This is a genomic window from Nocardioides sp. CF8 (assembly GCF_000389985.1).
Lineage (GTDB): Bacteria > Actinomycetota > Actinomycetes > Propionibacteriales > Nocardioidaceae > Nocardioides > Nocardioides allogilvus.
This window is the reverse complement of record NZ_CM001852.1, coordinates 1,208,534-1,230,174: the sequence shown is the minus strand read 5'-3', so window position 1 is coordinate 1,230,174 and position 21,641 is coordinate 1,208,534. Positions and strand designations below refer to the sequence as shown.

26 protein-coding genes are annotated in these 21,641 nt (G+C 72.1%); 12 read left to right on the top strand and 14 right to left on the bottom strand.

Annotation, left to right across the window (positions count from 1 at the left end):
* The first annotated feature begins 17 nt into the window (after nucleotides 1-17).
* The 6 genes from CF8_RS06045 (at nucleotide 18) to CF8_RS06025 (ending at nucleotide 5,324) form a co-directional block, all read left to right on the top strand.
* Entirely contained in the window at nucleotides 18-1,349 is a 1,332-nt protein-coding gene (locus CF8_RS06045; RefSeq protein ID WP_084622797.1) for a tetratricopeptide repeat protein, read from the top strand.
* A complete protein-coding gene (locus tag CF8_RS06040) occupies nucleotides 1,346-2,827 on the top strand; it encodes a nickel transporter (protein WP_010832247.1) in 1,482 nt (493 codons plus the stop codon). The genes CF8_RS06045 and CF8_RS06040 overlap by 4 nt, the downstream gene beginning before the upstream one ends.
* A gap of 83 nt (nucleotides 2,828-2,910) precedes the next feature.
* Nucleotides 2,911-3,597, top strand: coding sequence for an energy-coupling factor ABC transporter permease (locus tag CF8_RS06035; RefSeq protein WP_010832246.1), 687 nt, complete (start codon nucleotides 2,911-2,913; stop codon nucleotides 3,595-3,597).
* Nucleotides 3,594-3,917, top strand: a complete 324-nt coding sequence (locus CF8_RS21895; protein WP_010832245.1) for a PDGLE domain-containing protein — start codon at nucleotides 3,594-3,596, stop codon at nucleotides 3,915-3,917. The genes CF8_RS06035 and CF8_RS21895 overlap by 4 nt, the downstream gene beginning before the upstream one ends.
* A gap of 1 nt (nucleotide 3,918) precedes the next feature.
* Nucleotides 3,919-4,587: a cobalt ECF transporter T component CbiQ gene (cbiQ, locus tag CF8_RS06030; protein WP_010832244.1), complete on the top strand. Its 669-nt coding sequence runs from the start codon at nucleotides 3,919-3,921 to the stop codon at nucleotides 4,585-4,587.
* On the top strand, nucleotides 4,584-5,324 hold the full coding sequence (locus tag CF8_RS06025; protein ID WP_036490387.1) for an energy-coupling factor ABC transporter ATP-binding protein: 741 nt from the start codon (nucleotides 4,584-4,586) through the stop codon (nucleotides 5,322-5,324). Before cbiQ ends, CF8_RS06025 begins: the two co-directional genes overlap by 4 nt.
* A gap of 4 nt (nucleotides 5,325-5,328) precedes the next feature.
* On the opposite strand, the gene CF8_RS06020 is transcribed toward CF8_RS06025, so the two are convergent.
* Entirely contained in the window at nucleotides 5,329-5,553 is a 225-nt protein-coding gene (locus tag CF8_RS06020; RefSeq protein ID WP_036490384.1) for a hypothetical protein, read from the bottom strand.
* 4 nt (nucleotides 5,554-5,557) lie between these two features.
* Entirely contained in the window at nucleotides 5,558-5,998 is a 441-nt protein-coding gene (locus CF8_RS06015) for a molybdenum cofactor biosynthesis protein MoaE (protein ID WP_010832242.1), read from the bottom strand.
* A gap of 47 nt (nucleotides 5,999-6,045) precedes the next feature.
* On the opposite strand from CF8_RS06015, the gene CF8_RS06010 reads away from it, so the two are divergent.
* Both CF8_RS06010 and CF8_RS06005 read left to right on the top strand, forming a co-directional pair.
* Nucleotides 6,046-7,374, top strand: coding sequence for a zinc-dependent metalloprotease (locus CF8_RS06010; RefSeq protein ID WP_010832241.1), 1,329 nt, complete (start codon nucleotides 6,046-6,048; stop codon nucleotides 7,372-7,374).
* The gene (locus tag CF8_RS06005; RefSeq protein ID WP_010832240.1) at nucleotides 7,371-7,937 is read left to right on the top strand and encodes an NUDIX hydrolase; all 567 of its coding nucleotides are present in this window, start codon (nucleotides 7,371-7,373) and stop codon (nucleotides 7,935-7,937) included. The genes CF8_RS06010 and CF8_RS06005 overlap by 4 nt, the downstream gene beginning before the upstream one ends.
* On the opposite strand, the gene CF8_RS06000 is transcribed toward CF8_RS06005, so the two are convergent.
* The 3 genes from CF8_RS06000 to CF8_RS05990 form a co-directional block, all read right to left on the bottom strand.
* Nucleotides 7,907-8,443, bottom strand: coding sequence for a M48 metallopeptidase family protein (locus CF8_RS06000; protein ID WP_010832239.1), 537 nt, complete (start codon nucleotides 8,441-8,443; stop codon nucleotides 7,907-7,909). The genes CF8_RS06005 and CF8_RS06000 overlap by 31 nt on opposite strands.
* A complete protein-coding gene (locus CF8_RS05995) occupies nucleotides 8,436-9,470 on the bottom strand; it encodes a PHP domain-containing protein (RefSeq protein ID WP_010832238.1) in 1,035 nt (344 codons plus the stop codon). Before CF8_RS05995 ends, CF8_RS06000 begins: the two co-directional genes overlap by 8 nt.
* 335 nt (nucleotides 9,471-9,805) lie before the next feature.
* Entirely contained in the window at nucleotides 9,806-10,612 is an 807-nt protein-coding gene (locus CF8_RS05990; protein WP_010832237.1) for an enoyl-CoA hydratase/isomerase family protein, read from the bottom strand.
* Nucleotides 10,613-10,763: 151 nt separating this feature from the next.
* Between CF8_RS05990 and CF8_RS22405 the strand changes: the two genes are divergently transcribed.
* Both CF8_RS22405 and CF8_RS05985 read left to right on the top strand, forming a co-directional pair.
* Nucleotides 10,764-10,922 carry a DUF5679 domain-containing protein gene (locus tag CF8_RS22405; RefSeq protein WP_091026547.1) on the top strand — a complete coding sequence of 53 codons (159 nt, stop codon included), beginning with the start codon at nucleotides 10,764-10,766 and terminating at the stop codon, nucleotides 10,920-10,922.
* A gap of 119 nt (nucleotides 10,923-11,041) precedes the next feature.
* Nucleotides 11,042-11,548, top strand: coding sequence for a hypothetical protein (locus tag CF8_RS05985; protein WP_010832236.1), 507 nt, complete (start codon nucleotides 11,042-11,044; stop codon nucleotides 11,546-11,548).
* Between the two features lie 9 nt (nucleotides 11,549-11,557).
* On the opposite strand, the gene CF8_RS22400 is transcribed toward CF8_RS05985, so the two are convergent.
* The 5 genes from CF8_RS22400 to CF8_RS05970 form a co-directional block, all read right to left on the bottom strand.
* Nucleotides 11,558-11,716, bottom strand: a complete 159-nt coding sequence (locus CF8_RS22400; RefSeq protein WP_198016956.1) for a hypothetical protein — start codon at nucleotides 11,714-11,716, stop codon at nucleotides 11,558-11,560.
* A 129-nt stretch (nucleotides 11,717-11,845) separates the two neighbouring features.
* The gene (locus CF8_RS05980) at nucleotides 11,846-12,010 is read right to left on the bottom strand and encodes a hypothetical protein (protein WP_232211583.1); all 165 of its coding nucleotides are present in this window, start codon (nucleotides 12,008-12,010) and stop codon (nucleotides 11,846-11,848) included.
* 76 nt (nucleotides 12,011-12,086) lie between these two features.
* Nucleotides 12,087-12,416: a WhiB family transcriptional regulator gene (locus tag CF8_RS05975; protein ID WP_051204127.1), complete on the bottom strand. Its 330-nt coding sequence runs from the start codon at nucleotides 12,414-12,416 to the stop codon at nucleotides 12,087-12,089.
* Between the two features lie 136 nt (nucleotides 12,417-12,552).
* Nucleotides 12,553-12,723: a hypothetical protein gene (locus CF8_RS21890; RefSeq protein WP_156887162.1), complete on the bottom strand. Its 171-nt coding sequence runs from the start codon at nucleotides 12,721-12,723 to the stop codon at nucleotides 12,553-12,555.
* A 123-nt stretch (nucleotides 12,724-12,846) separates the two neighbouring features.
* Nucleotides 12,847-14,898, bottom strand: coding sequence for an ATP-dependent DNA helicase UvrD2 (locus CF8_RS05970; protein WP_010832234.1), 2,052 nt, complete (start codon nucleotides 14,896-14,898; stop codon nucleotides 12,847-12,849).
* A gap of 81 nt (nucleotides 14,899-14,979) precedes the next feature.
* Between CF8_RS05970 and CF8_RS05965 the strand changes: the two genes are divergently transcribed.
* Nucleotides 14,980-15,231 carry a mycoredoxin gene (locus CF8_RS05965; protein WP_010832233.1) on the top strand — a complete coding sequence of 84 codons (252 nt, stop codon included), beginning with the start codon at nucleotides 14,980-14,982 and terminating at the stop codon, nucleotides 15,229-15,231.
* Here CF8_RS05965 and CF8_RS05960 read toward each other — a convergent pair whose 3' ends face one another.
* Nucleotides 15,232-15,852, bottom strand: a complete 621-nt coding sequence (locus CF8_RS05960; protein WP_010832232.1) for a maleylpyruvate isomerase family mycothiol-dependent enzyme — start codon at nucleotides 15,850-15,852, stop codon at nucleotides 15,232-15,234. It abuts the gene before it with no gap.
* Nucleotides 15,853-15,867: 15 nt separating this feature from the next.
* Nucleotides 15,868-16,791 carry an NAD(+) diphosphatase gene (nudC, locus tag CF8_RS05955; RefSeq protein WP_010832231.1) on the bottom strand — a complete coding sequence of 308 codons (924 nt, stop codon included), beginning with the start codon at nucleotides 16,789-16,791 and terminating at the stop codon, nucleotides 15,868-15,870.
* A 19-nt stretch (nucleotides 16,792-16,810) separates the two neighbouring features.
* Here nudC and deoD point away from each other — a divergent pair, with 19 nt between their 5' ends.
* Nucleotides 16,811-17,521, top strand: a complete 711-nt coding sequence (gene deoD, locus CF8_RS05950) for a purine-nucleoside phosphorylase (protein ID WP_010832230.1) — start codon at nucleotides 16,811-16,813, stop codon at nucleotides 17,519-17,521.
* A gap of 7 nt (nucleotides 17,522-17,528) precedes the next feature.
* Here the strand turns inward: deoD and CF8_RS05945 are convergent, their stop codons facing one another.
* Together CF8_RS05945 and CF8_RS22970 are read right to left on the bottom strand one after the other, a co-directional pair.
* Nucleotides 17,529-20,732, bottom strand: coding sequence for an ATP-dependent helicase (locus tag CF8_RS05945; RefSeq protein WP_010832229.1), 3,204 nt, complete (start codon nucleotides 20,730-20,732; stop codon nucleotides 17,529-17,531).
* The coding region (locus CF8_RS22970; RefSeq protein WP_036490378.1) for a RecB family exonuclease at nucleotides 20,729-21,641 on the bottom strand (913 nt) is incomplete at its 5' end. The genes CF8_RS22970 and CF8_RS05945, both read right to left, overlap by 4 nt.

Sequence of the window (21,641 nt, the reverse complement as noted above, 5' to 3'; positions counted from 1 at the left end):
GCAGGAGCCCTGTCCCCATGCGCAGAAGCTTGATCGTGATCGGCATCGGCGTGGCGCTCGCCGTCTCGGGCGGCATCGGCGTCGCGAGCACGACCGACCAGACGACCGCGCCCACCGTGTCATCGCCCGCTCAGGTCGTCCCCGACTCGGGGCAGGACCTCACGGCGACCATCACCGCCCTGCAGTCCACCCTGCGGCGCGTCCCCGAGGACCACGTGTCCTGGGCCGGCCTGTCGCTCGCCTACGTCGAGCAGGCCCGCGTCACGGGACTCGCCTCCTACTACGACAAGGCCGACGAGGCCGCTGCGCGCTCCTTCGAGATCGAGCCCGACGAGAACTTCCACGCCCTCACCGCCGACGCCGCCATCGCCGCGGCTCGCCACGACTTCGGCCAGGCGCTCGACAGCGCGGAGCAGGCGCTGGCCGTCAACCCCCGCGACCTCGGCGCCCTGGCGGTCCGCATCGACGCCCTCAACGAGCTCGGCCGGTACGACGCCCAGCTCCGGGCCCTGCGCACCGCCGACCGCCTTCAGCCCAGTACGGCGATCGCAGCCCGCTACTCCTACGCCTACGAGCTCCGGGGCGACCTGGAGCGGGCCGGCGACATCCTGCGCCGCGCGGCGGCCTCGGCCACTCGCGCCGACCAGGCCTATGTCCTGACCCTGCGCGCCGACATCCTGCGCAAGCAGGGTCGGCTGCCGGCGGCCGGTCGCGACCTGGACACCGCCCTGCGGGCCGTGCCCGGACACCTGCCTGCGCTCGTCTCCACGGCCCGCCTCCATGTCGCACGAGGTGAGCTCGACGCGGCTGTGGAGACGTGGCGCGACGTCGTCTCCCAGCAGCCCCTGCCCGAATACCTCACCGAGCTCGGCGAGCTGCTCGAGCACCTCGGCCGCGACCAGGAGGCGGCGACCCAGTTCGACGTCGTCCGGACCACCATCGAGCTGCTCGACGCCAGCGGGGTCGGCACCGACCTCGAGACGGCCCTGTTCGAGGCCGACCACGGTTCCGCCGACCGCGCACTCACGCAGGCCCGGGCCGAGTGGGATCGCCGCACGAGCGTGCACGTCGCCGACGCCTATGCCTGGGCGCTGCACGGCGCCGGTCGCGACGAGGACGCCCTGCGGATCTCCCGGGCCGCCACCCGGCTCGAGACCCCTGAGGCCAGGTTCTGGATCCATCGCGGCACCATCGAGGCCGCCCTCGGCATGACGGACGCGGCCCGCACCCACCTGCGTCGAGGACTCGACACCGACCCCGGCCTGTCGCCGTGGCAACGTGACCGGGCCAGCGCGACCCTCGCCCGCCTCTCCGACGGCCCCGGCAACTCCACGAAGGGCACCCGATGAAGACCCTGCTGCGCCTGCTGCTCGCCCTCGGCGCGATCGCCGCGTGCCTGTTCGTGACCGCGGCCCCGGCCTCCGCCCACCCCCTCGGCAACTTCACCGTCAACCGCTACACCGGCATCCTCGTCTCCGCGACCGGCGTCCAGGTCGACCACGTCGTCGACCTCGCCGAGATCCCGACCGCGCAGCTGGGCCGAGCCATCGACGACCTGCCGGCCCTCGCCGGACGTGAGTGCGCCACCACCGCTCGCGGCCTCGACCTTTCGGCCGCGGGCACCGCCGTACCCCTCACGCTGACCAGCTCCGAGGCCACGATCGCCGACGGCGAGGGCGGCCTGCCGATCACGCGCATCACCTGTGCCTTCAGCGGCCAGGCCGACATCGGCGCGGGCGAGGTCACCTTCGAGGACCGCACCGCACCGGGCTCCGTGGGTTGGCGCGAGATCACCGCCGTCGGCGACGAGATGACCCTGACCAGCTCGGACGTCCCGGCCGTCAGCACCAGCGACCGCCTGACCGCCTACCCCGAGGACCTGCTGCAGTCACCGCTCAACGTCACCTCCGCGACGCTCGTCGTCTCCCCCGGCGGCCCCGCCGGCGTGCTGCCCGGGAGCGGCGACGCCGACCCGACGACCACCGACGGCAGCTGGTTGTCGTCGAAGGCCACCGCCCTGCTGGGCGACAACGGCTGGTTCGCAGCCGTCCTCGCCCTGCTGGCCGCGCTCGCCCTCGGCGCCACGCACGCCCTCTCGCCCGGCCACGGGAAGACGGTGATGGCGTTCTACCTCTCCCAGCGCGGTGACTCCTCCGTGCGCTCCGCGCTCGCGGTCGGCAGCGCCGTGACCGCCGCGCACACCGGGTCGGTGCTGCTCCTCGGACTGCTCGTCTCCTTGAGCAGTGCCTTCGTGCCGGCGCGGCTCTATCCCTGGCTCACCCTCGCCACCGGGCTCCTGATCGTCGGCCTCGGTCTCTACCTCCTGGCTCGCCTCCGCTCGAACGAGGGCGGCGGGCACGGACACGGCCATGGTCACGGTCACGGGCACGGACACGGCCACGGGCATGGCCATGGCCACGAGCAGTCCGCCGAGCCCGAGCAGCAGTCCTCCGTGGCGCTGGCACCGGCGGTCGTCGCGGCCCCGGCCGAGCCGGAGGCCACGCCCGGTCGCCTGGGCGTGTGGGTGATGGGCCTGGTCGGTGGACTCGTGCCGAGCCCCTCGGCCCTGCTCCTGCTCCTCGCCGCGGTCGCGCTGGGTCGCGCCTGGTTCGGCTTCGTCCTGGTCTTCGCCTTCGGCGTCGGTATGGCGCTCTCGCTGGCCGCCGTCGGGCTGCTGGCCCGCGACCTGGTGCTGCGCCTGGAGGGCCTGGCCGAGCGGCGCGGCTTCCTGGGCGGCAACGTCCGCACGTTCCTGCGCTACGGCGCCGCGATCGGCATCTGCGCGGTCGGGACCGGAGTGGTCATCCGCACGCTCGTGAATTTCTGAGCCGTTCGCCAATCCGGGCGAGGGGTTCGCGCCGAACTCTGGTTGTTGCACATCGCGTGCAACAAGATCCGGGAGGTCCACCGATGCACGTCCCCGACGGTTTTCTCGACGCCCCCACGTCGCTGGCCACCGCGGCCGCCGCTGCCGCCGCGATCGGCATCGCCCTGCGTGGTGCCCGGCGCGAGCTCGACGACCGCATCGCGCCGCTGGCCGGCCTGGTCGCGACCTTCGTCTTCGCCACCCAGATGCTCAACTTCCCGGTCGCGGGCGGGACCAGCGGCCACCTCATGGGCGGCGCCCTCGCGGCGATCCTCGTCGGCCCCTACACCGGCCTGCTCTGCCTGACCGTGGTCCTGGTCGTGCAGTCGCTGCTGTTCGCCGACGGCGGGATCACCGCGCTGGGCACCAACGTCGTGCTGATGGGCATCGTGACCGTGGTCGTCGGCTGGGTGGGCTTCCGGGCCGCGCAGCTCGTGCTGCCCAAGCGCCTGTCCATGGTCGCGCCGGCTGCCGCGCTGGGAGCCGCGGCGTCGGTGTTGGCCAGCGCCGCGACCTTCGTCGTCCTCTACTCCGTGGGCGGCGTCATCGCGATCCCCTTCGACACCTTGCTGACGGCGATGGTCAGCGTCCACACGGTCATCGGCCTCGGCGAGGCCGCCATCACCTTCCTGGTGGTCGCCAGCATCGTCTCGGTGCGACCCGACCTCGTCCACGGCGCCCGCCGCGTGCTCGTCGTGCGCGAGCTCGAGACCAGGCTGGTGGCGTCGTGAAGCGCATCTCCACGCGCACCGTCCTCGTGGTCGGGCTGCTGATCGCCCTGGCGTTCGCCGGTTTCCTGAGCTTCCATGCCTCCAGCAGTCCTGACGGCCTCAACCGGGTCGCCACGGACCTGGGCTTCGCCGAGGCCGAGACCGCTTCGGCGACCCAGGACGGTCCGCTCGCCGGCTACGACCTCGCGGGCGTCGACCACGGTCGTCTCTCGGGCGGCCTCGCCGGCGTCATCGGGTGCCTGGCCGTGCTCGGCCTCATGTCCGTGCTGGTCCTCGTCCGCCAGCGCTCCCCGCGCCCGGCCCGGACGCGGGGCGAGTGACGTGGGCGCCCCGCACGGGCACCGGCTGCACTACCACGGCCACTCCCCCCTCCACCGGGCTCCGGCCCACCTCAAGGTCGCCGGGCTCGTGGGCTTCATGCTCGTCGTCGTCGCGACGCCCGTCCCCTGGCTGCCCGCGTTCGCTGCGTACGCCGCTGTGCTGGCCGTCATCGTCGTGCTCTCCGGCGTCCCGGTGCCCTACCTCGCGCGGCGGATGGTCGTCGAGACGCCGGTGCTCGTCTTCGCCGCGCTCCTCCCGTTCGTCGCCACGGGACCGCAGGTCGAGGTGCTCGGGGTCTCGCTGACCGAGGCAGGGCTGGTCGCGGGCGGGGGTCTCGTCATGAAGGCGACCCTGGGCGTGCTGGCCAGCCTGCTGCTCGCCGCGACGACCGACCCGCGCGACCTGCTCATCGGGCTGGAGCGCCTGCGGGTGCCCGCCCAGCTGGTCCAGATCATGGGGTTCATGGTGCGCTACCTCGACGTCGTGACCGACGAGCTCCGGCGAATGAAGACCGCCCGCGAGTCCCGAGGCTTCACCGCCCGCAATCCGCGACACTGGCCGGTGATCGGCCGCTCGGCCGGAGCCTTGTTCATCCGCTCGTTCGAACGTGGCGAGCGCGTCCACCTCGCGATGATCTCGCGCGGACACAACGGGAGCCTGCGCCGATGACCACCCCAGTGCTCGACCTCCAGTCGGTGGCCTACGCCTATCCCGACGGCCACCAGGCGCTCTTCGGCGTCGACCTGCACGTGCACCGCGGCGAGCGCGTCGCCGTCCTCGGCCCCAACGGTGCCGGCAAGACCACGCTCGTGCTGCACCTCAACGGCATCCTGCTCCCCGGCCGCGGCACCGTGACGGTGTCCGGGCTCCCGGTCGTGAAGGACAACCTGGCCGAGATCCGCCGCCGGGTCGGCATCGTCTTCCAGGACCCCGACGACCAGCTCTTCATGGGCAGCGTGCGCGACGACGTCGCCTTCGGACCGCGCAACCTGGGGCTGCGCGGGGCCGAGCTCGATCGCCGGGTCATGACGGCGCTCGACATGGTCGGGATGGCCGACTTCGTGGACCGTCCCCCGCACCACCTGTCGTTCGGCCAGCGTCGCCGGGTGGCCGTGGCCACGGTGCTGGTCATGGAGCCGGAGATCATCGTGCTCGACGAGCCGAGCTCCAACCTCGACCCGGCATCGCGCCGAGAACTCGCCGACATCCTCACCAGCCTCGACGTGACGCTGATGATGGTCACCCACGACCTGCCCTACGCCTTGCAGCTGTGCCCCCGGGCGGTGGTGCTCTCCGACGGCATCGTCGCCGCGCAGGGCCGCACGATCGACATCCTCACCGACGACGCGCTGATGAAGTCCCACCGGCTCGAGCTGCCCTACGGCTTCGACCCGCACACCTGCTGAGACCTCAGCGGCGGGTGGGGCGCACGGCGATGCCCGTGCTGCGGTCGGCCACCCGAGCCGGTCGCGGAGGCAGCTTCGCGAGGTGGTCCTTCTCGAGCGCCTTCTGGAGGCGTTGTACGGCGACGTCCCGGTCGACCTCGCCGCGACCCTCGCGGCCCTGCCAGCCCACCCATGCCATCGCGCCCACAGTCACCAGGGCAGGCGGCACGAGCCACCACAGGATCTCCACGACGTCAGGGTAGGCCGACCCACTCCTCCGCACCGTCCGCGAAACGCTGGTGCTTCCAGATCGGCACCTCCGACTTCAAGGTGTCGATCAGCGCCCGCGAGGCGTCGAAGGCAACGCCGCGGTGGCTGGCCGTGGTCGCGACGATGACGGCGATGTCCCCGATCTCCAGGTGTCCGACGCGGTGTACGGCGACGAGCCCGTGCACGTCGTGGGCCCCCGCCACGCGGTCGCAGACGTCGCGCAACCGGGCCAGGGCCGTCGGATGGGCGCTGTAGTCGAGCGAGGTGACGCCCTGCCCGCCGTCGTGGTCGCGCACCCGGCCGACGAAGAGCGTCAGCCCGCCCGCAGCCTCGTCGTCGAGGGCGCGCACGACCTCGTCGACGTCGAGAGGCTCGTCCCGGATCTCGACGAGCCGAACGGCGGTGTGCGGTGAGGCCTGGGTCATGCTCCGAGTGTAGTTATCGTGCTGGGCCCGGTGAGTACGGTTGAGGCATGAGCAACACACCCGGTGACGGCCCGGACGAGCAGAACCCCTTCAAGGGCACCCCCTTCGAGCAGCTGTTCAGCGGCCTCTCCGGAGGCCTCGGCGGCGCCGGCGGCGGGATGCCCGACCTGAGCGCGCTGATGAGCCAGATGCAGGCCTTCATGCAGCCCCACGACGGGCCGGTCAACTGGGCGGTCGTCACCGACACCGCGCGCAAGGTCTCGGCGCAGGAGGCGGACCCCACGCCCAGCCAGGCCCAGCGCGACGCGGTGGCGGACGCCGTGCGGCTGGCCGACCACTGGCTCGACGAGGCGACCGACTTCCCGTCCGGGGTGAGCACCACCGCGGCGTGGAGTCGCGCCGAGTGGATCGTGGAGACCACCGACGTCTGGAAGCGCCTCGTCGAGCCGATCGCCGGCTCTGCGGTCGGCGCCCTCGGCAACGCCCTGCCCGAGGAGGCCCGGGCGATGGCCGGTCCGCTGCTGGGCATGCTCGGCAAGGCCACCGGCGCGATGGTCGCCTCCCAGGTCGGCCAGGGTGTGGGCGCGCTGTCGAGCGAGGTGCTCGGCGCGTCCGACATCGGACTCCCCCTCGGCCCCGACGGCAAGGCCGCGCTGCTGCCCGCCAACGTCGACGCGTTCGCGGCCGAGCTGGATGTCAGCGCCGACGACGTCCTGCTCTACCTCGCGCTCCGCGAGGCCGCCCACCAGCGTCTGTTCGCCAACGCGCCGTGGCTGCGCGAGCACCTCATCGGTGCGGTGACGGCCTACGGCCAGGGCATCGAGATCAACACCGCCGGCATCGAGGAGAAGCTCCGCGAGATCGACCCCACCAACCCGATGGCGATGCAGTCGGCCATGGAGGGCGGGCTCTTCGACCTCGCCAAGTCGCCCGCCCAGCAGGCCGCGCTCGAGCGCCTCGAGATCACGCTCGCGCTCGTCGAGGGCTGGGTCGACGAGGTCGTCTCCCAGGCGACCGAGACCCGGATGCCCACCGCCGCCAAGCTGCAGGAGACCGTCCGCCGCCGCCGCGCGGCCGGCGGCCCGGCCGAGGACGCGTTCGCCGCGCTCGTCGGCCTCGAGCTGCGTCCCCGCCGCCTGCGCGACGCCTCCACGCTGTGGGGCTCGTTGCGCACCCGCCAGGGCACCGAGGCCCGCGACGGCGTGTGGATGCACCCCGACCTGCTCCCGACGGCCGCCGACCTCGACGACCCGCTCGGGTTCCGGGAGGACGCCGCGTCGCCGGAGTCGCTGTCGGACGAGGACTTCGACGCCGGGCTGCGCGAGCTGCTCGACGGACCGGCCGACCCCGGCCCGGACGCACAGCCCGACGAGTGATCCACGACGACGCGCTCGCCCTGCTGGCGAGCTGGACCCCACCGAGCCCCCACGACGAGACGCTGCGCGATCGCTACCTCGCGCACCTGCGCTCCCGGCCCGACGGACTGCTGAAGTCCTGCTTCCCCGACCACCTGACCGCGGGGGCGATCGTCGTGTCACCCGACGCCAGCGCCGTACTCCTCAACCACCACCGCAAGGCCGATGCGTGGCTGGCCTTCGGCGGCCACATCGAGCCCGGCGACGCGACGCTGGCCGCGGCGGCACGGCGCGAGCTGGTGGAGGAGTCCGGGTTGACCGACTTCGACTTCGACCCGACGCCGCTCTCGCTCGACGAGCACGCCGTGGACTTCTGCTCCGACCGCGGCACCGTCCACCACCTCGATGTCCGGTTCGTGGCCACCGCGGTCCCCGACGACGACCACGTGGTCAGCGACGAGTCGCTCGACGTGCGCTGGTGGCCGGTCGACGCGCTGCCGCAGACCTTCGACGACATGTATCGCCTCATCGACGTGGCGATCACGCGCGTCGCTCAGTCGACCTTGCCGCTGTCGCCGTCATAGCCGTCGGGCAGCTCGAGTCGCGCGGCTGACGACCAGCCGGCGAGGTAGCCCTTGGCGCGCTCGGACTTGGGGTAGCGGTCCACCCAGGCCCAGAACTCCGGCCCGTGGCCGGGCTCGAGCAGGTGCGCCAGCTCGTGGATGAGCACGTAGTCCACGACCCACGACGGCATCTGCTGGAGCCGCGCGGACAGGCGGATCGACCGCTCGCCGGGTGTGCACGAGCCCCAGCGCGACTTCTGGTTGGAGACCCAGCGGACGCTCGAGGGCGTGGCCAGGCCGCCGAGCCAGGTGTCGTTGAGGGTGGTCGCACGGGCCAGCAGCTCCTCGTCGCTCGGCTTGCGCCGCGACTCCTTGCGCTCGATGCGCGCCACCATGTCGGCGACCCACTTGGCCTCCTCGCGCTTGCTCATCGAGGCGGGGATGAGCACCACGATGACGTCGCCCTCGCGGTAGGCCGACACCGTCCGGCGCCGCCGCTTGGAGCGGCGGACCTCGACCTCAGCCATGGTTCGCCCACTCGAGCAGCCGTTCGCGCGGCCACGTGTTGACGATCCGGTCGGCGTCGATGCCCGCCTCCTCGGCGCGCTCGCAGCCGTAGTCGAGCATGTCGAGCTGGCCGGGCGCGTGTGCGTCGGAGTCGATCGAGAACAGGCAGCCGAGGTCGCGGGCGAGCTCCAGCAGCTCGGTCGGCGGGTCGCGCCGCTCGGGACGGGAGTTGATCTCGACCGCGGTGTCGTTGTCGCGGCATGCCTCGAACACGGCGCGGGCGTCGAACTGGCTCTGCTTGCGGGTGCCGCGGTTGCCCGTCACCAGGCGCCCGGTGCAGTGCCCCAGCACGTTGGTGCGCGGGTTGCGTACGGCGCCGATCATCCGTCGCGTCATCGCATCGGCGTCCATGGCCAGCTTGGAGTGGACGCTCGCCACACGCACGTCCAGCTGGGCGAGCAGCTCATCGGTCTGGTCGAGGGAGCCGTCGTCGAGGATGTCGACCTCGATCCCCTTGAGCAGGGTGAACGCGCCACCGAGGTGCGCGTTGATCGCCTCGACCACGCCGAGCTGGCGGGTCAGGCGCTCGGCGCTGAGGCCGCGGGCCACCTTGAGGCGTGGCGAGTGGTCGGTGAGCACGAGGTAGTCGTGGCCCAGCTCCATCGCGGTCATCGCCATCTCCTCGATGGGCGAACCGCCGTCGGACCAGTCGGAGTGGGAGTGGCAGTCGCCGCGCAGCCGGGCGCGGAGCTCGCGTCCGCCGCTGGCCAGCGGCCCGGCGTGCTCGGCCTCGAGGGCGGCGAGACGGGCTGGCACCACCCCCCGGCACGCGTCGGCGATGACGGCGGCCGTGCTCGGTCCGATGCCGGCCAGGTCGGTCAGCGTGCCGGCCTCCGCCCGCGCGGTGACCTCGTCGCCGCCGAGCGGCAAGATCACGGCGGCGGCCGAGCGGAAGGCCTGGATGCGACGGGTGTCCTCGCGGGCGCGCTCGAGCAGGAAGGCGATGCGCCGCAGTGCGGCGACCGGCCCACCGGCGTACTCACTCATCGCGTCTCTCGCTCTCTGCCTCGTGGGCGGCACAGATTTCGGTCCACAGGCCGCTGCTCATCATTGTGGCTGGTCACAGGGTCGGTACGCCGGGTGGCCGGGCGTGTCCCCCACAACCTCGTCCCCCGCACGACACAGGTTGTCCCCCGCTCCTGCCTGGTCATGCACACGTTGTCCACAGGCCACTCCACAGCCGTGGAGGGACCCGCATTGACCGCGCCGACCGGTGTCTCATAGGTTTGCCCCAGATGAGGCCCTCGGCCTGTCGGGCTCGACCAGCGTGGGGAAGCGCTCGGTCGGACGCCAGCGGATCGAGGGCCTCTTCTACGTCCGGCTCAGGAGCCGTTGAACTCGGGCGCCCGCTTCTCCTGGCTGGCCCGGATGCCCTCCTGGAGGTCGGCGGTCGTCAGCGTCATCGGCTGGGCCAGCGCCTCCCACTGCAGGGCGCTCTCGAAGTCGGCGTGCCCGCCGTCGGCCAGCGCGATCTTGGTGAGCCGGGTCGCGATCGGCGCGTTGGCGGCGATGTCGGCGGCCACGGCGAGCATCTCGTCCTCGAAGGACGCGCTGTCGATCACCCGCGAGACCAGGCCGATGCGCAGCGCCTCCTCGGCCTCCACCACTCGGCCGGTGAGCAGCAGGTCTCGCGCGTGCGCGTGGCCCACGACGGTGGGCAGGAGGAAGGTCCCCGCCATCCCGGCGTGCATGCCCAGCTTGACGAACGGCACGCCGAGCTTGGCCCCGGTCGCGGCGTAGCGGACGTCGCACGCGAGCGCGAGGCAGAGCCCGGCGCCGATGGCGTGGCCGTTGATGGCCGCGATCGTCGGCACCTCGAGCTTCCGGATCGAGAGCCAGGCCCGGTAGAAGGGCAGCATGCGGTTGCGGAGGTGGTCGACGCTCGCGTCGGGTTCGCTGGAGAGCCAGCCCGTGTTGCCGCCCGAGCAGAACGCCGGGCCCGCACCGGTCACCACGACGGCCCGCACGGACCGGTCGGCGGCGATGTCGTCGATGGCCCGCGCCCACGAAGCGGTCATCTCGTCGCTCATCGCGTTGCGCATGTCGGGGTTGTCGAGGGTGAGCCGGACGACGCCGGGAGAAGGTCGATCGAGGCGGAGATCGGTGTAGGCGGCCGTATTTTCAGACATGGGCGCCACCCTACTGATCTCGCGTGTTGAGCCGGTGCGGGAGCGCGCTTGGCGTAATGTCGATCGCGGACCAGCGGCCCCACGCCGCACGTCCCCGACGGGCTTCCCCACCAATCCCGTCGTGACGAGGCGAGAAAACAAGGAGGCCGTCATGGCGGAGACCTGGAGCGGCGAGTTCTACTGCGTCAAGTGCAAGGAGAAGCGCGAGGCGGAGGGCGAGGTCAGGGTCAACGACAAGGGCACCCGGATGGCCAAGGCCGTCTGCCCCGTCTGCAGCACCAACCTCAACCGCATCCTCGGCAAGGCATGACCTGCACCCCCTGAGCTGAGCAGTCGGCGGCGTCACCCTCGCGGTGGCGCCGCCGCTGCCATTTCCCCGCCTGTGGATGAGCGGGTGCGGGCCGGGCCCGACCTTGCTTGAGTGTCGTCATGGCCTCGACGTCGACCCGGATCCGGGCACAGCTGCACGCGCCGCCCACCTACCTCCCCCACGTCAGTACGGTCGCCGAGCTGGCCGGCCTGCGCCCGACTCCGACCGCCGGCGTCGCCCTCCTCGTCGCCGACCGCGACGAGCCCGCGATGACGGACCGGTGGGCGGTCGACTCGCTCCCCCACCTGGTCGTGCGCCTCGGTGCCGGGTCGGTCCGCGTCGGTCCCTTCGTGCACCCCGGGGTGACCGCCTGCCTGCACTGCCTGACGGTCGGTGGCCTGGTGGTCGACTCCCGACCCGCGGCGTACGGCGATGTGGACCCGGCCCTGATGAGCATCGCCCTGGCCTGGGCGGTGCGTGACCTCGCGACCTGGCAGGCCGGTGGGCTCCCGACCACGTGGTCGACCACGGTGCTGCTCGGCGCCGACCTGCGCCCCGAGGTCACCCGCTGGCCGCGGCACCCGCACTGCGGCTGCTCCTGGGGGCTGGGCGTCGACGTCGGCTGACCGCGCCCCTCACCACCAGGCGCTGTCCAGCTTGCCCTCGATCGCGCGCAGGTGGGTGCGCGAGCACTCGTCGCAGTAGGTGCGCTGGCGGCCGTTCTCGACCGACGTCGTCCAGGTCAGGGTCTCGGCCTCCTCGGCCTGCCGTCCGCAGAAGTCGCAGCTTCGCATGCTCGCAGGCTACGCCCCACGGCGTGCGGGGGTGCCCCGAAATCGCCAGAACCGACACGACCGGGTGGTCGTGCCGGTTCTGCTGCATCACCCGCGATCAGGGCGAGCCCCCGTTGGTTCGAGCTCAGGCTAGATCGCGCGGGCGAGGGCGAGACGCGCCTGCTGCGCGGCCTGTTCGGCCTTGCGGCTCAAGCGACGAGCCAGGGCCAGCTGGTGGCCGCGTCGCAGGTTCTGCGCCTCTCCCAGGCGCGCGGCCATCTGTGCGCGCGCCAGGTCTTCCTGCATCGTGTACATGTGAGTGTCCTTCGTGAAAGTTGTGTTCATGGCTGGGTAGAGCTCCGGTTGGATCGTGAGAAGGTGCCGACGAGCGTCACGCTGCGGCTTCGGTCTTGCGGGGTCGACCGCGGGGACGCTTGCGCGGGATCACCACGCCCTGCAAGAAGAGCTCGCCGCCCCAGACGCCCCACGGCTCGCGCCGTTCGAGGGCGCCGCTGAGGCACATCGCCTGGACCGGGCAGTCCTGGCACAGGGTCTTGGCGTACTCCACATCGGACGGGGACTCGGCAAACCACAGCTCTGCGTCGTTGGTGCGGCAGGGCAGCAGCTCGTCATCCACCTCGGCAGCCGCGTCGTGGAGGTCGCCCAGATCACCCTGGACGGCTTCATCGGCTCGGTTGCGGTCGAGAACACTGATGGTCATGTGTGTCACCTCCTTCTCGTTGACCTGATCGCTGGTGCAGAAAATTCTGGGATCGAGGTCCGCGGCCCTTGAGAAACACAAAGGCCGCGAATCCCGGTGGGGATCCGCGGCCTGGAGGTGAGCCGATTCAGTGTTGTCAACTGATCGGCGGACTCCAGGCGTCAGATCCGGTCGTGCCGTAGGCGGCAGCGAGGCCCGTCACGCGGACAGCGGCGACCCGGCCGCGCCCGACGTGGGAGGTCGGAGCGCAAATGGGCATGCCAAAGTCCGGCGTGAGCGCCGGCTTCTGCCAGGTGATGTTCTTCATGCGGTCCACCTCCTCAGGTGATGGGGCGCCGACCGGTGTCAGTGGTCGTGGTGCGCGACGGGTGATGGGAACAAAAGTAGCGGCTGCTCCGTGTAATGGGCAAACCATTTTATGGGTATTTCTTCAGATTTCTTTTCCGGCCAGGACGGCGAGCACGTCGTCGCCGTACTTCGCCAGCTTGGAAGCCCCGACTCCGCTGATCTTGAGCAGTCCGCGCTCGTCGCTGGGGCAGTGCTCGGCGATCAGCTGGAGGGTCGCGTCGGTGAACACGACGAAGGCCGGCACGCTGTCGTCGGCGGCCCGCGCCAGCCGCCACTCACGCAGGCGCTCGAAGAGTGCCTCGTCGTAGGAGGCCGGGCAGTCGCTGCAGCGGCCGATCTTCTTCTCCGACGGTGACGCCAGCGCTCCCCCGCACTCGCGGCAGTGCCGTGCCTTGCGGTTGCGGCTCACGCTCGTGGACACCGCGGCCGAGCGCTCGACCTCGGCCACGCCGTTGAGGAAGCGCGACGGCTTGCGCGAGCCACGGCCGCCGGGGTTGCGGGCCAGCGACCACGAGATGGCGAGGTGCTTGCGGGCCCGGGTGACGCCGACGTAGAGGAGACGGCGCTCCTCCTCGATCGCGGCCGGGGTGTCGGCGTAGGTGATGGGGAGGGTGCCGTCCTGCATGCCGCACAGGAACACCGCGTCCCACTCCAGGCCCTTGGCGGTGTGAAGCGTGGCGAGGGTGACGCCGTCGGCCAGCGGCGCGTGCTGCTCGGCTGCTCGGCGGTCGAGGTCGTCGACGAGATCGCCCAGCTCGGCACCCGGGTGCTCGCGGACGAACTCGGCCGCCTGGTCGACCAGTGCCTGCAGGGACTCCCAGCGGTTGCGGGTCTCGCCCCGGGTGCTGGGCGGCTCGGTGTTCCACCCCATCCCGGACAAGGTGGCCTGCACCAGCTCGACGACCGAGCCCTCGGCCTGTCCCGAGCGGGCGGTGCCACGGAGCAGGGTGACGGCCTGCCGGACCTCGGCCCGGTCGAAGAAGCGGGCGGCGCCGCGGACGACGTAGGGGATCTTGCGCTGGGTCAGCGCGTCCTCGAAGGTCTCGGACTGCGCGTTGATCCGGAACAGGATCGCGATCTCGCCGGCCGGGATGCCGGCGGAGCGCAGGGTGGCGATCTTGTCCGCGGCGGCCGCTGCCTCGGCGACCTCGTCGGGGTGGGCGCGGTAGGTGACCTCGGGCCCTGCCGGCTGCTGGGCGAGCAGCTCGACTCCCTTGCTGGGCGTGCCGGCCAGCATCTGGTTGGCGGCGCCGACGATCTGCGGCGTCGAGCGGTAGTTGCGGACCAGCTCGACCGACGTCGCGGCAGGGAACTTCTTGCCGAAGTCGCGCAGGTAGGAGGCGTTGGCACCGGCGAAGGAGTAGATCGTCTGGGCGGGGTCGCCGACCACGCAGATCTCGTCGCGCCCACCCAGCCACAGGTCGAGCAGCGCCGACTGGAGTGGCGACACGTCCTGGAACTCGTCGACGACGAGCCACTTGTACTGGCGGCGGACCTGGGCCGCGACCGCCTCCTCGTCGGCCAGCAGGCCAGCTGCGAAGAGCAGCACGTCCTCCATGTCCATGCGGGTCTGGCCGCGCTTGATCTCCTCGTAGCCCTGGTAGATCCGGGCGACCGAGTCGGCGTCGAGGTGGGAGACGGAGCGGCCGCGCTGGTCGGCCACCCGCGCGTAGTCGTCGGGCGAGACGTTGCTGACCTTGGCCCACTCGACCTCGCTGGCGAGGTCGCGCAGCGTCGCCTGGTCGGTCTGGACCCGCTGTCGCCTGGCCGCCCCGGCGAGCAGGCCGATCTTGGAGTCGATCAGCTCGGGCAGCTCGTGGCCGTGCACGCGCGGCCAGAAGTAGCGCAGCTGGCGCAGGGCGGCGGAGTGGAAGGTCCGGGCCTGCACGCCGCCGGCGCCGAGGGTGCGGAGCCGGCCTCGCATCTCGCCGGCCGCGCGCGTCGTGAAGGTGACCGCGAGCACCTCGGTCGGCGCGTAGACCCCGGTCGCGACGCCGTAGGCGATGCGGTGGGTGATCGCCCGGGTCTTGCCCGTCCCGGCGCCGGCGAGCACGCGCACCGGACCGCGGATGGCCTCTGCAACCTGGCGCTGCTCGGGGTCGAGAGCGGCCAACAGCTCATCGGGCGTGGGCATCGGTGCGGAACAACTCCAATGGGTGGAAGGTTGGGCTCTACGAACACCCGAAACCCTAGACGTCAGGACGGACAACTCCTCATGAGCGAGTCGAGCTTCACGATGTACAGCACTCCCTGGTGTGGCTACTGCCACCGGCTCAGGGGACAGCTCGACCGCGAGGGGATCACCTACGAGGTCGTCGACATCGAGCAGACGCCCGACGCAGCCTTCATCGTGGAGCAGGCCAACAACGGCAACCAGACCGTGCCGACGCTGGTGTTCGCCGATGGGTCGGCCCAGACCAACCCGTCCCTGGCCCAGGTCAAGGCCAAGCTCGCGTCGCTGGCCTGATCAGCAGCGCGACTGCAGCGTCGCGACCCCCGAGCCGGTCAGGTCGGCGCAGGCAGCGCCGCGCCCGGTCATGGCCATCAGGAGGTCGATCCCGCGACCTCGCACGGTCGTGCCCGCGCCGTACTGCCAGTCCTGGTCCGTGGCGGCGAGCGAGAGCCCGTCGATACGGCGCTTGGCGCCGATCAGCAGGTTGGAGCGCTTGAAGAAGTCGAGGCACAGCGCGACGGCCTCGGCGGGGTAGTCGTGGCTGATCCCGAGCGGGCGCCGGATGTCCTCGGCGTGGATGAGCGTCTCGCCCAGCCACGAGGTCCGGGGTCCGGGCGGCGACTTCCTCGACCCCTGGATCGCACGGAAGTTGGCGAGCGTCTCCGCCGCCGTCAGCCCGTGGTGACGCACGATCCCCCGCTCGGTGAACTCCCCGAAGCGGAAGCCGCTGGCCACCATTCCGCCCACGAAGCGGGCGGGACCCGTGTGAGCGGTGCTGGTCATGTGCGCCAGCGTGTGGTGGACCGTCCACTCGTGGTTGAGCGAGGGGGTGTCCCACTGCTCCGCGGAGATGCCGGCCAGGTCGTCAGCGAGGGCGCCTCGTTCGGCTGCCACGGTCTGCCACACGTCGATCATGGGCCGGAGCGTAGATCACCAGCCGTCGACCAGTGACTCCCCCAGCCAGCTCTCCATCAACGACGACGAGATCGAGACACCGCTCGGCACCCGGATGCTGTCGGTGGTCTCGCCCCGCAGGTCGGCTCGGCTGAACCAGCGCGCCTCGGCGAGCTCGGTGCCGTCGACCTCGATCTCGTGGGTGAGAGCCCGCGCGGTGAACCCCAGCATCAGGCTCCCCGGCAGCGGCCACGGCTGGTTGCCGAAGTAGGCGACGTCGCCGACGAGCACGCCCGTCTCCTCCATCACCTCGCGCCGGACGGCGTCCTCGAGCGTCTCGCCCGGCTCGCAGAAGCCGGCCAGCGTGGAGAACCTGCCCTCGGGCCAGCTCGCCTGCCGCCCGAGCAGGATCCTCTCCTCGTCGCTGCCCGGCTCCCCCGAGGTGACGGCCATGATCACCGCCGGGTCGGTGCGCGGGAACTGCGACTTCCCGCACGCGGTGCACGTCAGCTCGTGACCGGCATGGGTCGACTCGAGCCCGCCGCCGCAGCGAGGACAGAACCGGGTCGCCCAGTGCCACTCGGCGAGACCGATCGCGTGGAAGAGCCACGGGATCTCGGCGGCCAGGGACTCCTCCCCCGCCACCAGCCGCGGGAAGAGCCCGCGCAACCCGATCCACTCGTCCCGCTCACCCGGCACGTCGCCGGGGTCGGCGATCACCGCGAACCGGGTCACGCCGTCGGCGTGGCCCAGCAGGACGCGGCGTCCCTCGGGCGCCTCGGCGGGCTTGATCCAGTGCACCGCCCCGTCGACCGGGCGCAGCCTCGTCCCGGCGAGCACCAGCACCCGCGTCGACTCCTCCGCCCACCGCTCGGCCAGCCAGGCCTCGTCCGTGCGGCGCATCCCCTCCCGGTCGTGCGCGTGGGCCGACAGGGCGACGTGGGGCAGCTCGCGGGTCACGGGTCCTAGGGTGCCATCCATGAGCATCCACATCTCCGCCCAGCCCGGTGACATCGCGCCGGTCGTCCTGATGCCCGGCGACCCGTTGCGCGCGAAGTGGATCGCCGAGACGTTCCTCGACGACGCCGAGTGCTACAACGAGGTGCGCGGCATGCTCGGCTTCACCGGCACCTGGCGCGGCCGCCCGGTCTCGGTGCAGGGCTCCGGCATGGGCCAGCCGTCGCTGGCGATCTACGTCAACGAGCTGTTGCGCGACTACGGCGTCGAGTCGATCGTCCGGGTCGGTTCGTGCGGGGCGCTCACGGAGAAGGTCGCGGTCCGCGACGTCATCCTGGCGAGCGGTGCCTGCACCGACTCCTCGATGAACACGCACCGCTTCGGCGGCTACGACTACGCCCCGGTGGCCGACTTCGGCCTGTTGCGTCGCGCGTACGACGCCGCGCTGGCCATGCCCGACGTCACGACCCACGTCGGGCTCATCATGTCCAGCGACTCGTTCTACTCGCCGCGACCCGAGCTGGTGAAGCCGATGGTCGACCACGGCGTGCTCGCCGTGGAGATGGAGGCGAGTGCGCTCTACACGCTCGCAGCGGCGTACGACCGGAAGGCGCTGGTCGTGTGCACGGTCAGCGACCACATCGTCACCGGTGAGGAGACCACCTCGACGGAGCGCGAGCAGACCTTCGGCGCCATGGTCGAGATCGCGCTCTCGGCTGCTCTGGAGGACTGAGCCGGGCTCAGCCCGAGACCAGCCCCTCGAGCTCGGCGCGACCCGGCAAGGAGTCGGGCTCGACCGTGCGCCCGGTCCGGACGTAGTGGAAGGCCGCGCGCACCGAGGCCAGCGGCAGGTCGTGGATCTCGGCCCAGGCGAGGCGGTAGACCGCGAGCTGGAGCGGGTCGGCGGTCTCGTTGCGGCTGGTCTTCCAGTCGACGATCAGGAAGGTCCCGTCGTCCTCGCGGTAGACCGCGTCGATCCGCCCGCGAACCACCTGCCCGGCCAGCACCAGCGCGAACGGCGCCTCCACGGAATGGGGTGCGCGGTCGGCGAAGGGGCCGTCCTCGAAGCTGCGGATGACGTCGCGCAGCTCCCCCGCGTCGTCGATGCCGGCGTCGGCACGCCCCCAGAGGTCGTCGGGCTCGATCAGCGCCTGCTGGCCGAAGCGCGCCTCGACCCACGCGTGGAAGTCGGTGCCGAAGCGGGCCTGGTGTGACGGCGGCCGCGGCATCGGCCTGGCCAGCTCACGAGCGAGCGCGTCGGGATCGTCGTGCAACCGGCCCAGCGCGGTGGCCGACAGGCTCGACGGCAACGGCACCGACACGTCCGTGGCACGAGCAGCCCTGGCCTCGGCCAGCAGCTGGGCGAGGTCGTCGTCCCAGTCGGCGACGCGCGCCGACTCGACCAGGTCGAGACCGGTGTCGGGAGCCGTCGGGTCGCTGGCGCGGACGAGCTCGGCCGCGGCCAGCCGACGCCGGGCCTCCTCGCCGGGACCCGGCACCGGCCAGGGGCGCGACGGGTCGACGTCGTCGTTGGGGTTGGGCGGACGCCCGGCAGGCTTGTCGAGCCACGCTCCGACGGGGGCGCCCCACTCGTCCAGCTGCTCGCGCACGACCTGCTGGTAGGCGGAGGGCCCGAACGGAGTCGCCCGCTGGGCCCAGACGTAGGACGTGACGGCGAGGTGGTGGGCGGCGCGGGTGAACGCGACATAGCCCAGGCGGAGCTCCTCCTCGGCGTCGTGCTCGCGGGTCGCGGCGCGGTAGGCGTCGAGGGCCGCCTTGTCGTGGCCCTGCAGCTGAGGCTGGTCGGCGCGGTCGCCGCGCAGCGGTGCGGGCAGCACAGCCGGCGACGACGTCCACAAGGTGCGCGAGCGGTTGCTCGGGAAGCGTGTCTCACCGACACCGACGCAGAACACCGAGGACCACTCGAGCCCCTTGGCGCGGTGGACGGTCAACAGCTTGACCGAGTCGGCGGCCGTGGGCGTGGCCACGTCGAGCCCGTTGCCCTGGTCGTCCTCGGCGGTGAGGTAGGCGAGCAGCGCCGGCAAGGTGACGTCGCCGTCGACGGACTGGAACTCCGCGACGGCCTTCACGAAGAGGTCGAGGTTGTCGCGACGAGCCGCTGCGGCCGGCGCGGGCGCCGAGGCGAGCTCGACGTCGACACCCGTGGTGTCGATGACCCGGCGGACGACGTCGAGCAGCGGGTCGCCGACATGGCTGCGGAGTCGCCGCAGCTCGCCGGCCAGCAGCTCGAAGCGCTCGCGGGCCTCGGGCGAGTAGGGCGCGTCACCCGGGTCGGCGAGGGCGTCGCTGAGGGCCGGCAGCTCGGAGACGTCCACGCCGTCGGCGATCCGGAGCAGCTGCTGGGCGATCGAGGCTGCGTCGCCACGGTTGCGACCGCCGCCGATCTCGCCGGCGCGCTGGGCGAGCAACCGCAGGTCGCGTGGCCCGATGGCCCACCGGGGACCGGCCAGCAGGGTCAGCATCGCGGAGTTGGCGGTGACGTCGTGGAGCAGCGACAGGGTCGCGACGACCTCGGCCACCTCCGGCAGCCGGATCAGCCCGGAGAGGCCGACGATCTCCACCGGGATGCCCGCACCGGTCAGGGCGTCGTAGACCTCCTCGGCCTGGGCGTTGTCGCGGCTGAGCACCCCGATCTCGGCCCACGGGGTGCCGGCGTCGTGCACGCCGTGCACGGCCCGGGCGAGCCACTCGAGCTCGTCGACGGCACGCTCGAAGACGTGCGTCTCGACCACGCCGTCGGGGGTGCCGTCCGGCGCCCGGAGCCTGGCCACCTTGTCGCCGTACGTCGCCAGCAGCGGCTCGGCCAGACGGTTGGCGACGTCGAGGATGCGGCGATCGGAGCGTCGGTTGACCGTCAGCGGCAGCCGGCCGGGCTCGCCGTCGGCGGCCGGGAACGTCTCCGCGAAGTTGAGGATGTTGGAGACCGAGGCACCACGCCAGCCGTAGATCGCCTGGTTGGGGTCGCCGACGGCCATGACCGGGTGGCCGAGGCCGGACTCACGGTCGGGGCCGGAGAAGAGCCGCGCGAGCATGGTGGCCTGGGCCACCGAGGTGTCCTGGTATTCGTCGAGCAGGACGACCTTGAACCGGGACCGCTCCACCACCCCGACGTCGGGCTGCTGGGCGACCAGCCGGGCCGCCAGCGCGATCTGGTCGCCGAAGTCCATCAGGCCCAGGTCGGCCTTGAGCCGGCGATAGCCGCCCACGAGCTCGAGCAGCTCCGCGCGCCGGTCGAGGGCGTTGACGGCCTTGTCGATCGCGTCGAGGTAGGTCTTGCGGGCCTTGCCCTGCATCTCCTCCGCCCGGGCGAGCTCGAAGCCGCGCCGGGCCTCGCCGTCGACCCGCCGCACGTCGTCGGCCTCCACGAGGTGCTCACTCATCGCCCCGTCGAGGGCGAGCAGGTTTTGGATGACGGTCGCCGGGTGGTCGGAGAGCAGCTCGATGCGACCGGTGAAGCGGTCGATCACCCGGGCACCGAGCTGGTAGCGCGATGCATCCGAGACGACGCGGGTGTCGGGCTCGTGGCCGATGCGCAGGCCGTGATCGGTCAGCAGGTTGCCGGCATAGGCGTGGTAGGTCGCCACCACGGGTTCGAGCACGTCCTCGCCGTCGTCGACGACCGACTGGTCGAGGAGGCCGGCCTTGGTCAGGGCGAGGTTGATCCGGCTGCGCAGCTCGGCGGCGGCCTTGGTGGTGAAGGTGAGCCCGAGGACCTCCTCGGGCCGGACCAGGCCGGTCGCGACGAGGTAGACGACGCGCTGGGCCATGAGGGTGGTCTTGCCGCTGCCGGCGCCGGCCACCACGACGGTGGGTCGCAGCTCGGCGGTGATCGCCTCCCACTGCTCCGGGCTCGGGGCGTGGCCGCCCATCAGGGCCTGCAGGTCGGCGGGGGTGTCGAGTCGGATCGGGGTCGCGGCGTTCACTGGACGGTCACCGAGCCTGCGCCCTTGGCCGGGCAGATCGAGACGAAGGTGCACTCACGGCAGTGCTGGCCGGGCACTGCGGGGAACGTCTCCTCGCGGACGAGGGTGGCTGCGCGGGCGAGCCCTGCTCGCAGCACGGCACGCTCGGGTCCGTCGTCGGCATGCGTCTCCTGGACCTGGACCTTGGCCGTCGTCGTGTCGTCCTGGAGGCCGAGCTGGACCAGCTCGGCGCCGCCGGAGCGCGTGGGCCGTCCGAGGCGCTCGTCGAGGGCGCCGGCGTCCACGGCGTACTGGTAGAGGGCGAGCTGGAGGTTGCCCTTGACCGCCGGTGCGGTCGGGGCCCCGCGACTGGTCTTGAAGTCGACCACGACGACCTCGCCGTCGGCGGTGAGCTCGAGCCGGTCGGCGGTGCCGTTGAGGGCAATCTCCTGCCCGTCGACCTCGACCACGGTCTTGAACCGCGTCTCCGAGTCGACGAACTCGCGCGGGTTGGAGCGGTGCCACTCCACGAAGCGGGTCAGGGCCTTGCGGATGCGGTCGTGCTCGCGCTTGCGCGACCACGGCGTGCGGAACGCGAGCCGTCCCCAGACCGCGTCGACCTCGAGCATCAGGACGTCGACGTCGGCGGCGAGCTCCCGGGTCGCCACCCGCTCCGCGAGCGCGTGCACGATCTGCCCCACGTTGGCGGCCTGGTGGGCGGCCGAGACGCCCCCCGCCTCCCGGGCGAAGAACCACTGGGCGGGGCACGTCAACAGGGACTCGAGCATGCTCGCCGAGACCGGCACCGGCCGGTCGGGGTCGCGCACCGGTCGTGGGGACCTGGTCGCGGAGCGGGTGCCCCACCAGGAGGCCGGGTCGGCCTGCGGCACGAGCTGGCGACCGCCGACCTCCTCGGCGGCCAGCGCCGCG

What these genes read in the sequence shown, in the direction of transcription:
- CF8_RS06045 (WP_084622797.1), top strand. Translation starts at nt 18, where the DNA reads ATGCGCAGAAGCTTGATCGTGATCGGCATCGGCGTGGCGCTCGCCGTC.
- CF8_RS06040 (WP_010832247.1), top strand. Translation starts at nt 1,346, where the DNA reads ATGAAGACCCTGCTGCGCCTGCTGCTCGCCCTCGGCGCGATCGCCGCG.
- CF8_RS06035 (WP_010832246.1), top strand. Translation starts at nt 2,911, where the DNA reads ATGCACGTCCCCGACGGTTTTCTCGACGCCCCCACGTCGCTGGCCACC.
- CF8_RS06025 (WP_036490387.1), top strand. Translation starts at nt 4,584, where the DNA reads ATGACCACCCCAGTGCTCGACCTCCAGTCGGTGGCCTACGCCTATCCC.
- CF8_RS06015 (WP_010832242.1), bottom strand. Translation starts at nt 5,998, where the DNA reads ATGACCCAGGCCTCACCGCACACCGCCGTTCGGCTCGTCGAGATCCGG.
- CF8_RS06010 (WP_010832241.1), top strand. Translation starts at nt 6,046, where the DNA reads ATGAGCAACACACCCGGTGACGGCCCGGACGAGCAGAACCCCTTCAAG.
- CF8_RS06000 (WP_010832239.1), bottom strand. Translation starts at nt 8,443, where the DNA reads ATGGCTGAGGTCGAGGTCCGCCGCTCCAAGCGGCGGCGCCGGACGGTG.
- CF8_RS05995 (WP_010832238.1), bottom strand. Translation starts at nt 9,470, where the DNA reads ATGAGTGAGTACGCCGGTGGGCCGGTCGCCGCACTGCGGCGCATCGCC.
- CF8_RS05990 (WP_010832237.1), bottom strand. Translation starts at nt 10,612, where the DNA reads ATGTCTGAAAATACGGCCGCCTACACCGATCTCCGCCTCGATCGACCT.
- CF8_RS22405 (WP_091026547.1), top strand. Translation starts at nt 10,764, where the DNA reads ATGGCGGAGACCTGGAGCGGCGAGTTCTACTGCGTCAAGTGCAAGGAG.
- CF8_RS05985 (WP_010832236.1), top strand. Translation starts at nt 11,042, where the DNA reads ATGGCCTCGACGTCGACCCGGATCCGGGCACAGCTGCACGCGCCGCCC.
- CF8_RS22400 (WP_198016956.1), bottom strand. Translation starts at nt 11,716, where the DNA reads ATGCGAAGCTGCGACTTCTGCGGACGGCAGGCCGAGGAGGCCGAGACC.
- CF8_RS05980 (WP_232211583.1), bottom strand. Translation starts at nt 12,010, where the DNA reads ATGTACACGATGCAGGAAGACCTGGCGCGCGCACAGATGGCCGCGCGC.
- CF8_RS05975 (WP_051204127.1), bottom strand. Translation starts at nt 12,416, where the DNA reads ATGACCATCAGTGTTCTCGACCGCAACCGAGCCGATGAAGCCGTCCAG.
- CF8_RS21890 (WP_156887162.1), bottom strand. Translation starts at nt 12,723, where the DNA reads ATGAAGAACATCACCTGGCAGAAGCCGGCGCTCACGCCGGACTTTGGC.
- CF8_RS05970 (WP_010832234.1), bottom strand. Translation starts at nt 14,898, where the DNA reads ATGCCCACGCCCGATGAGCTGTTGGCCGCTCTCGACCCCGAGCAGCGC.
- CF8_RS05965 (WP_010832233.1), top strand. Translation starts at nt 14,980, where the DNA reads ATGAGCGAGTCGAGCTTCACGATGTACAGCACTCCCTGGTGTGGCTAC.
- CF8_RS05960 (WP_010832232.1), bottom strand. Translation starts at nt 15,852, where the DNA reads ATGATCGACGTGTGGCAGACCGTGGCAGCCGAACGAGGCGCCCTCGCT.
- deoD (WP_010832230.1), top strand. Translation starts at nt 16,811, where the DNA reads ATGAGCATCCACATCTCCGCCCAGCCCGGTGACATCGCGCCGGTCGTC.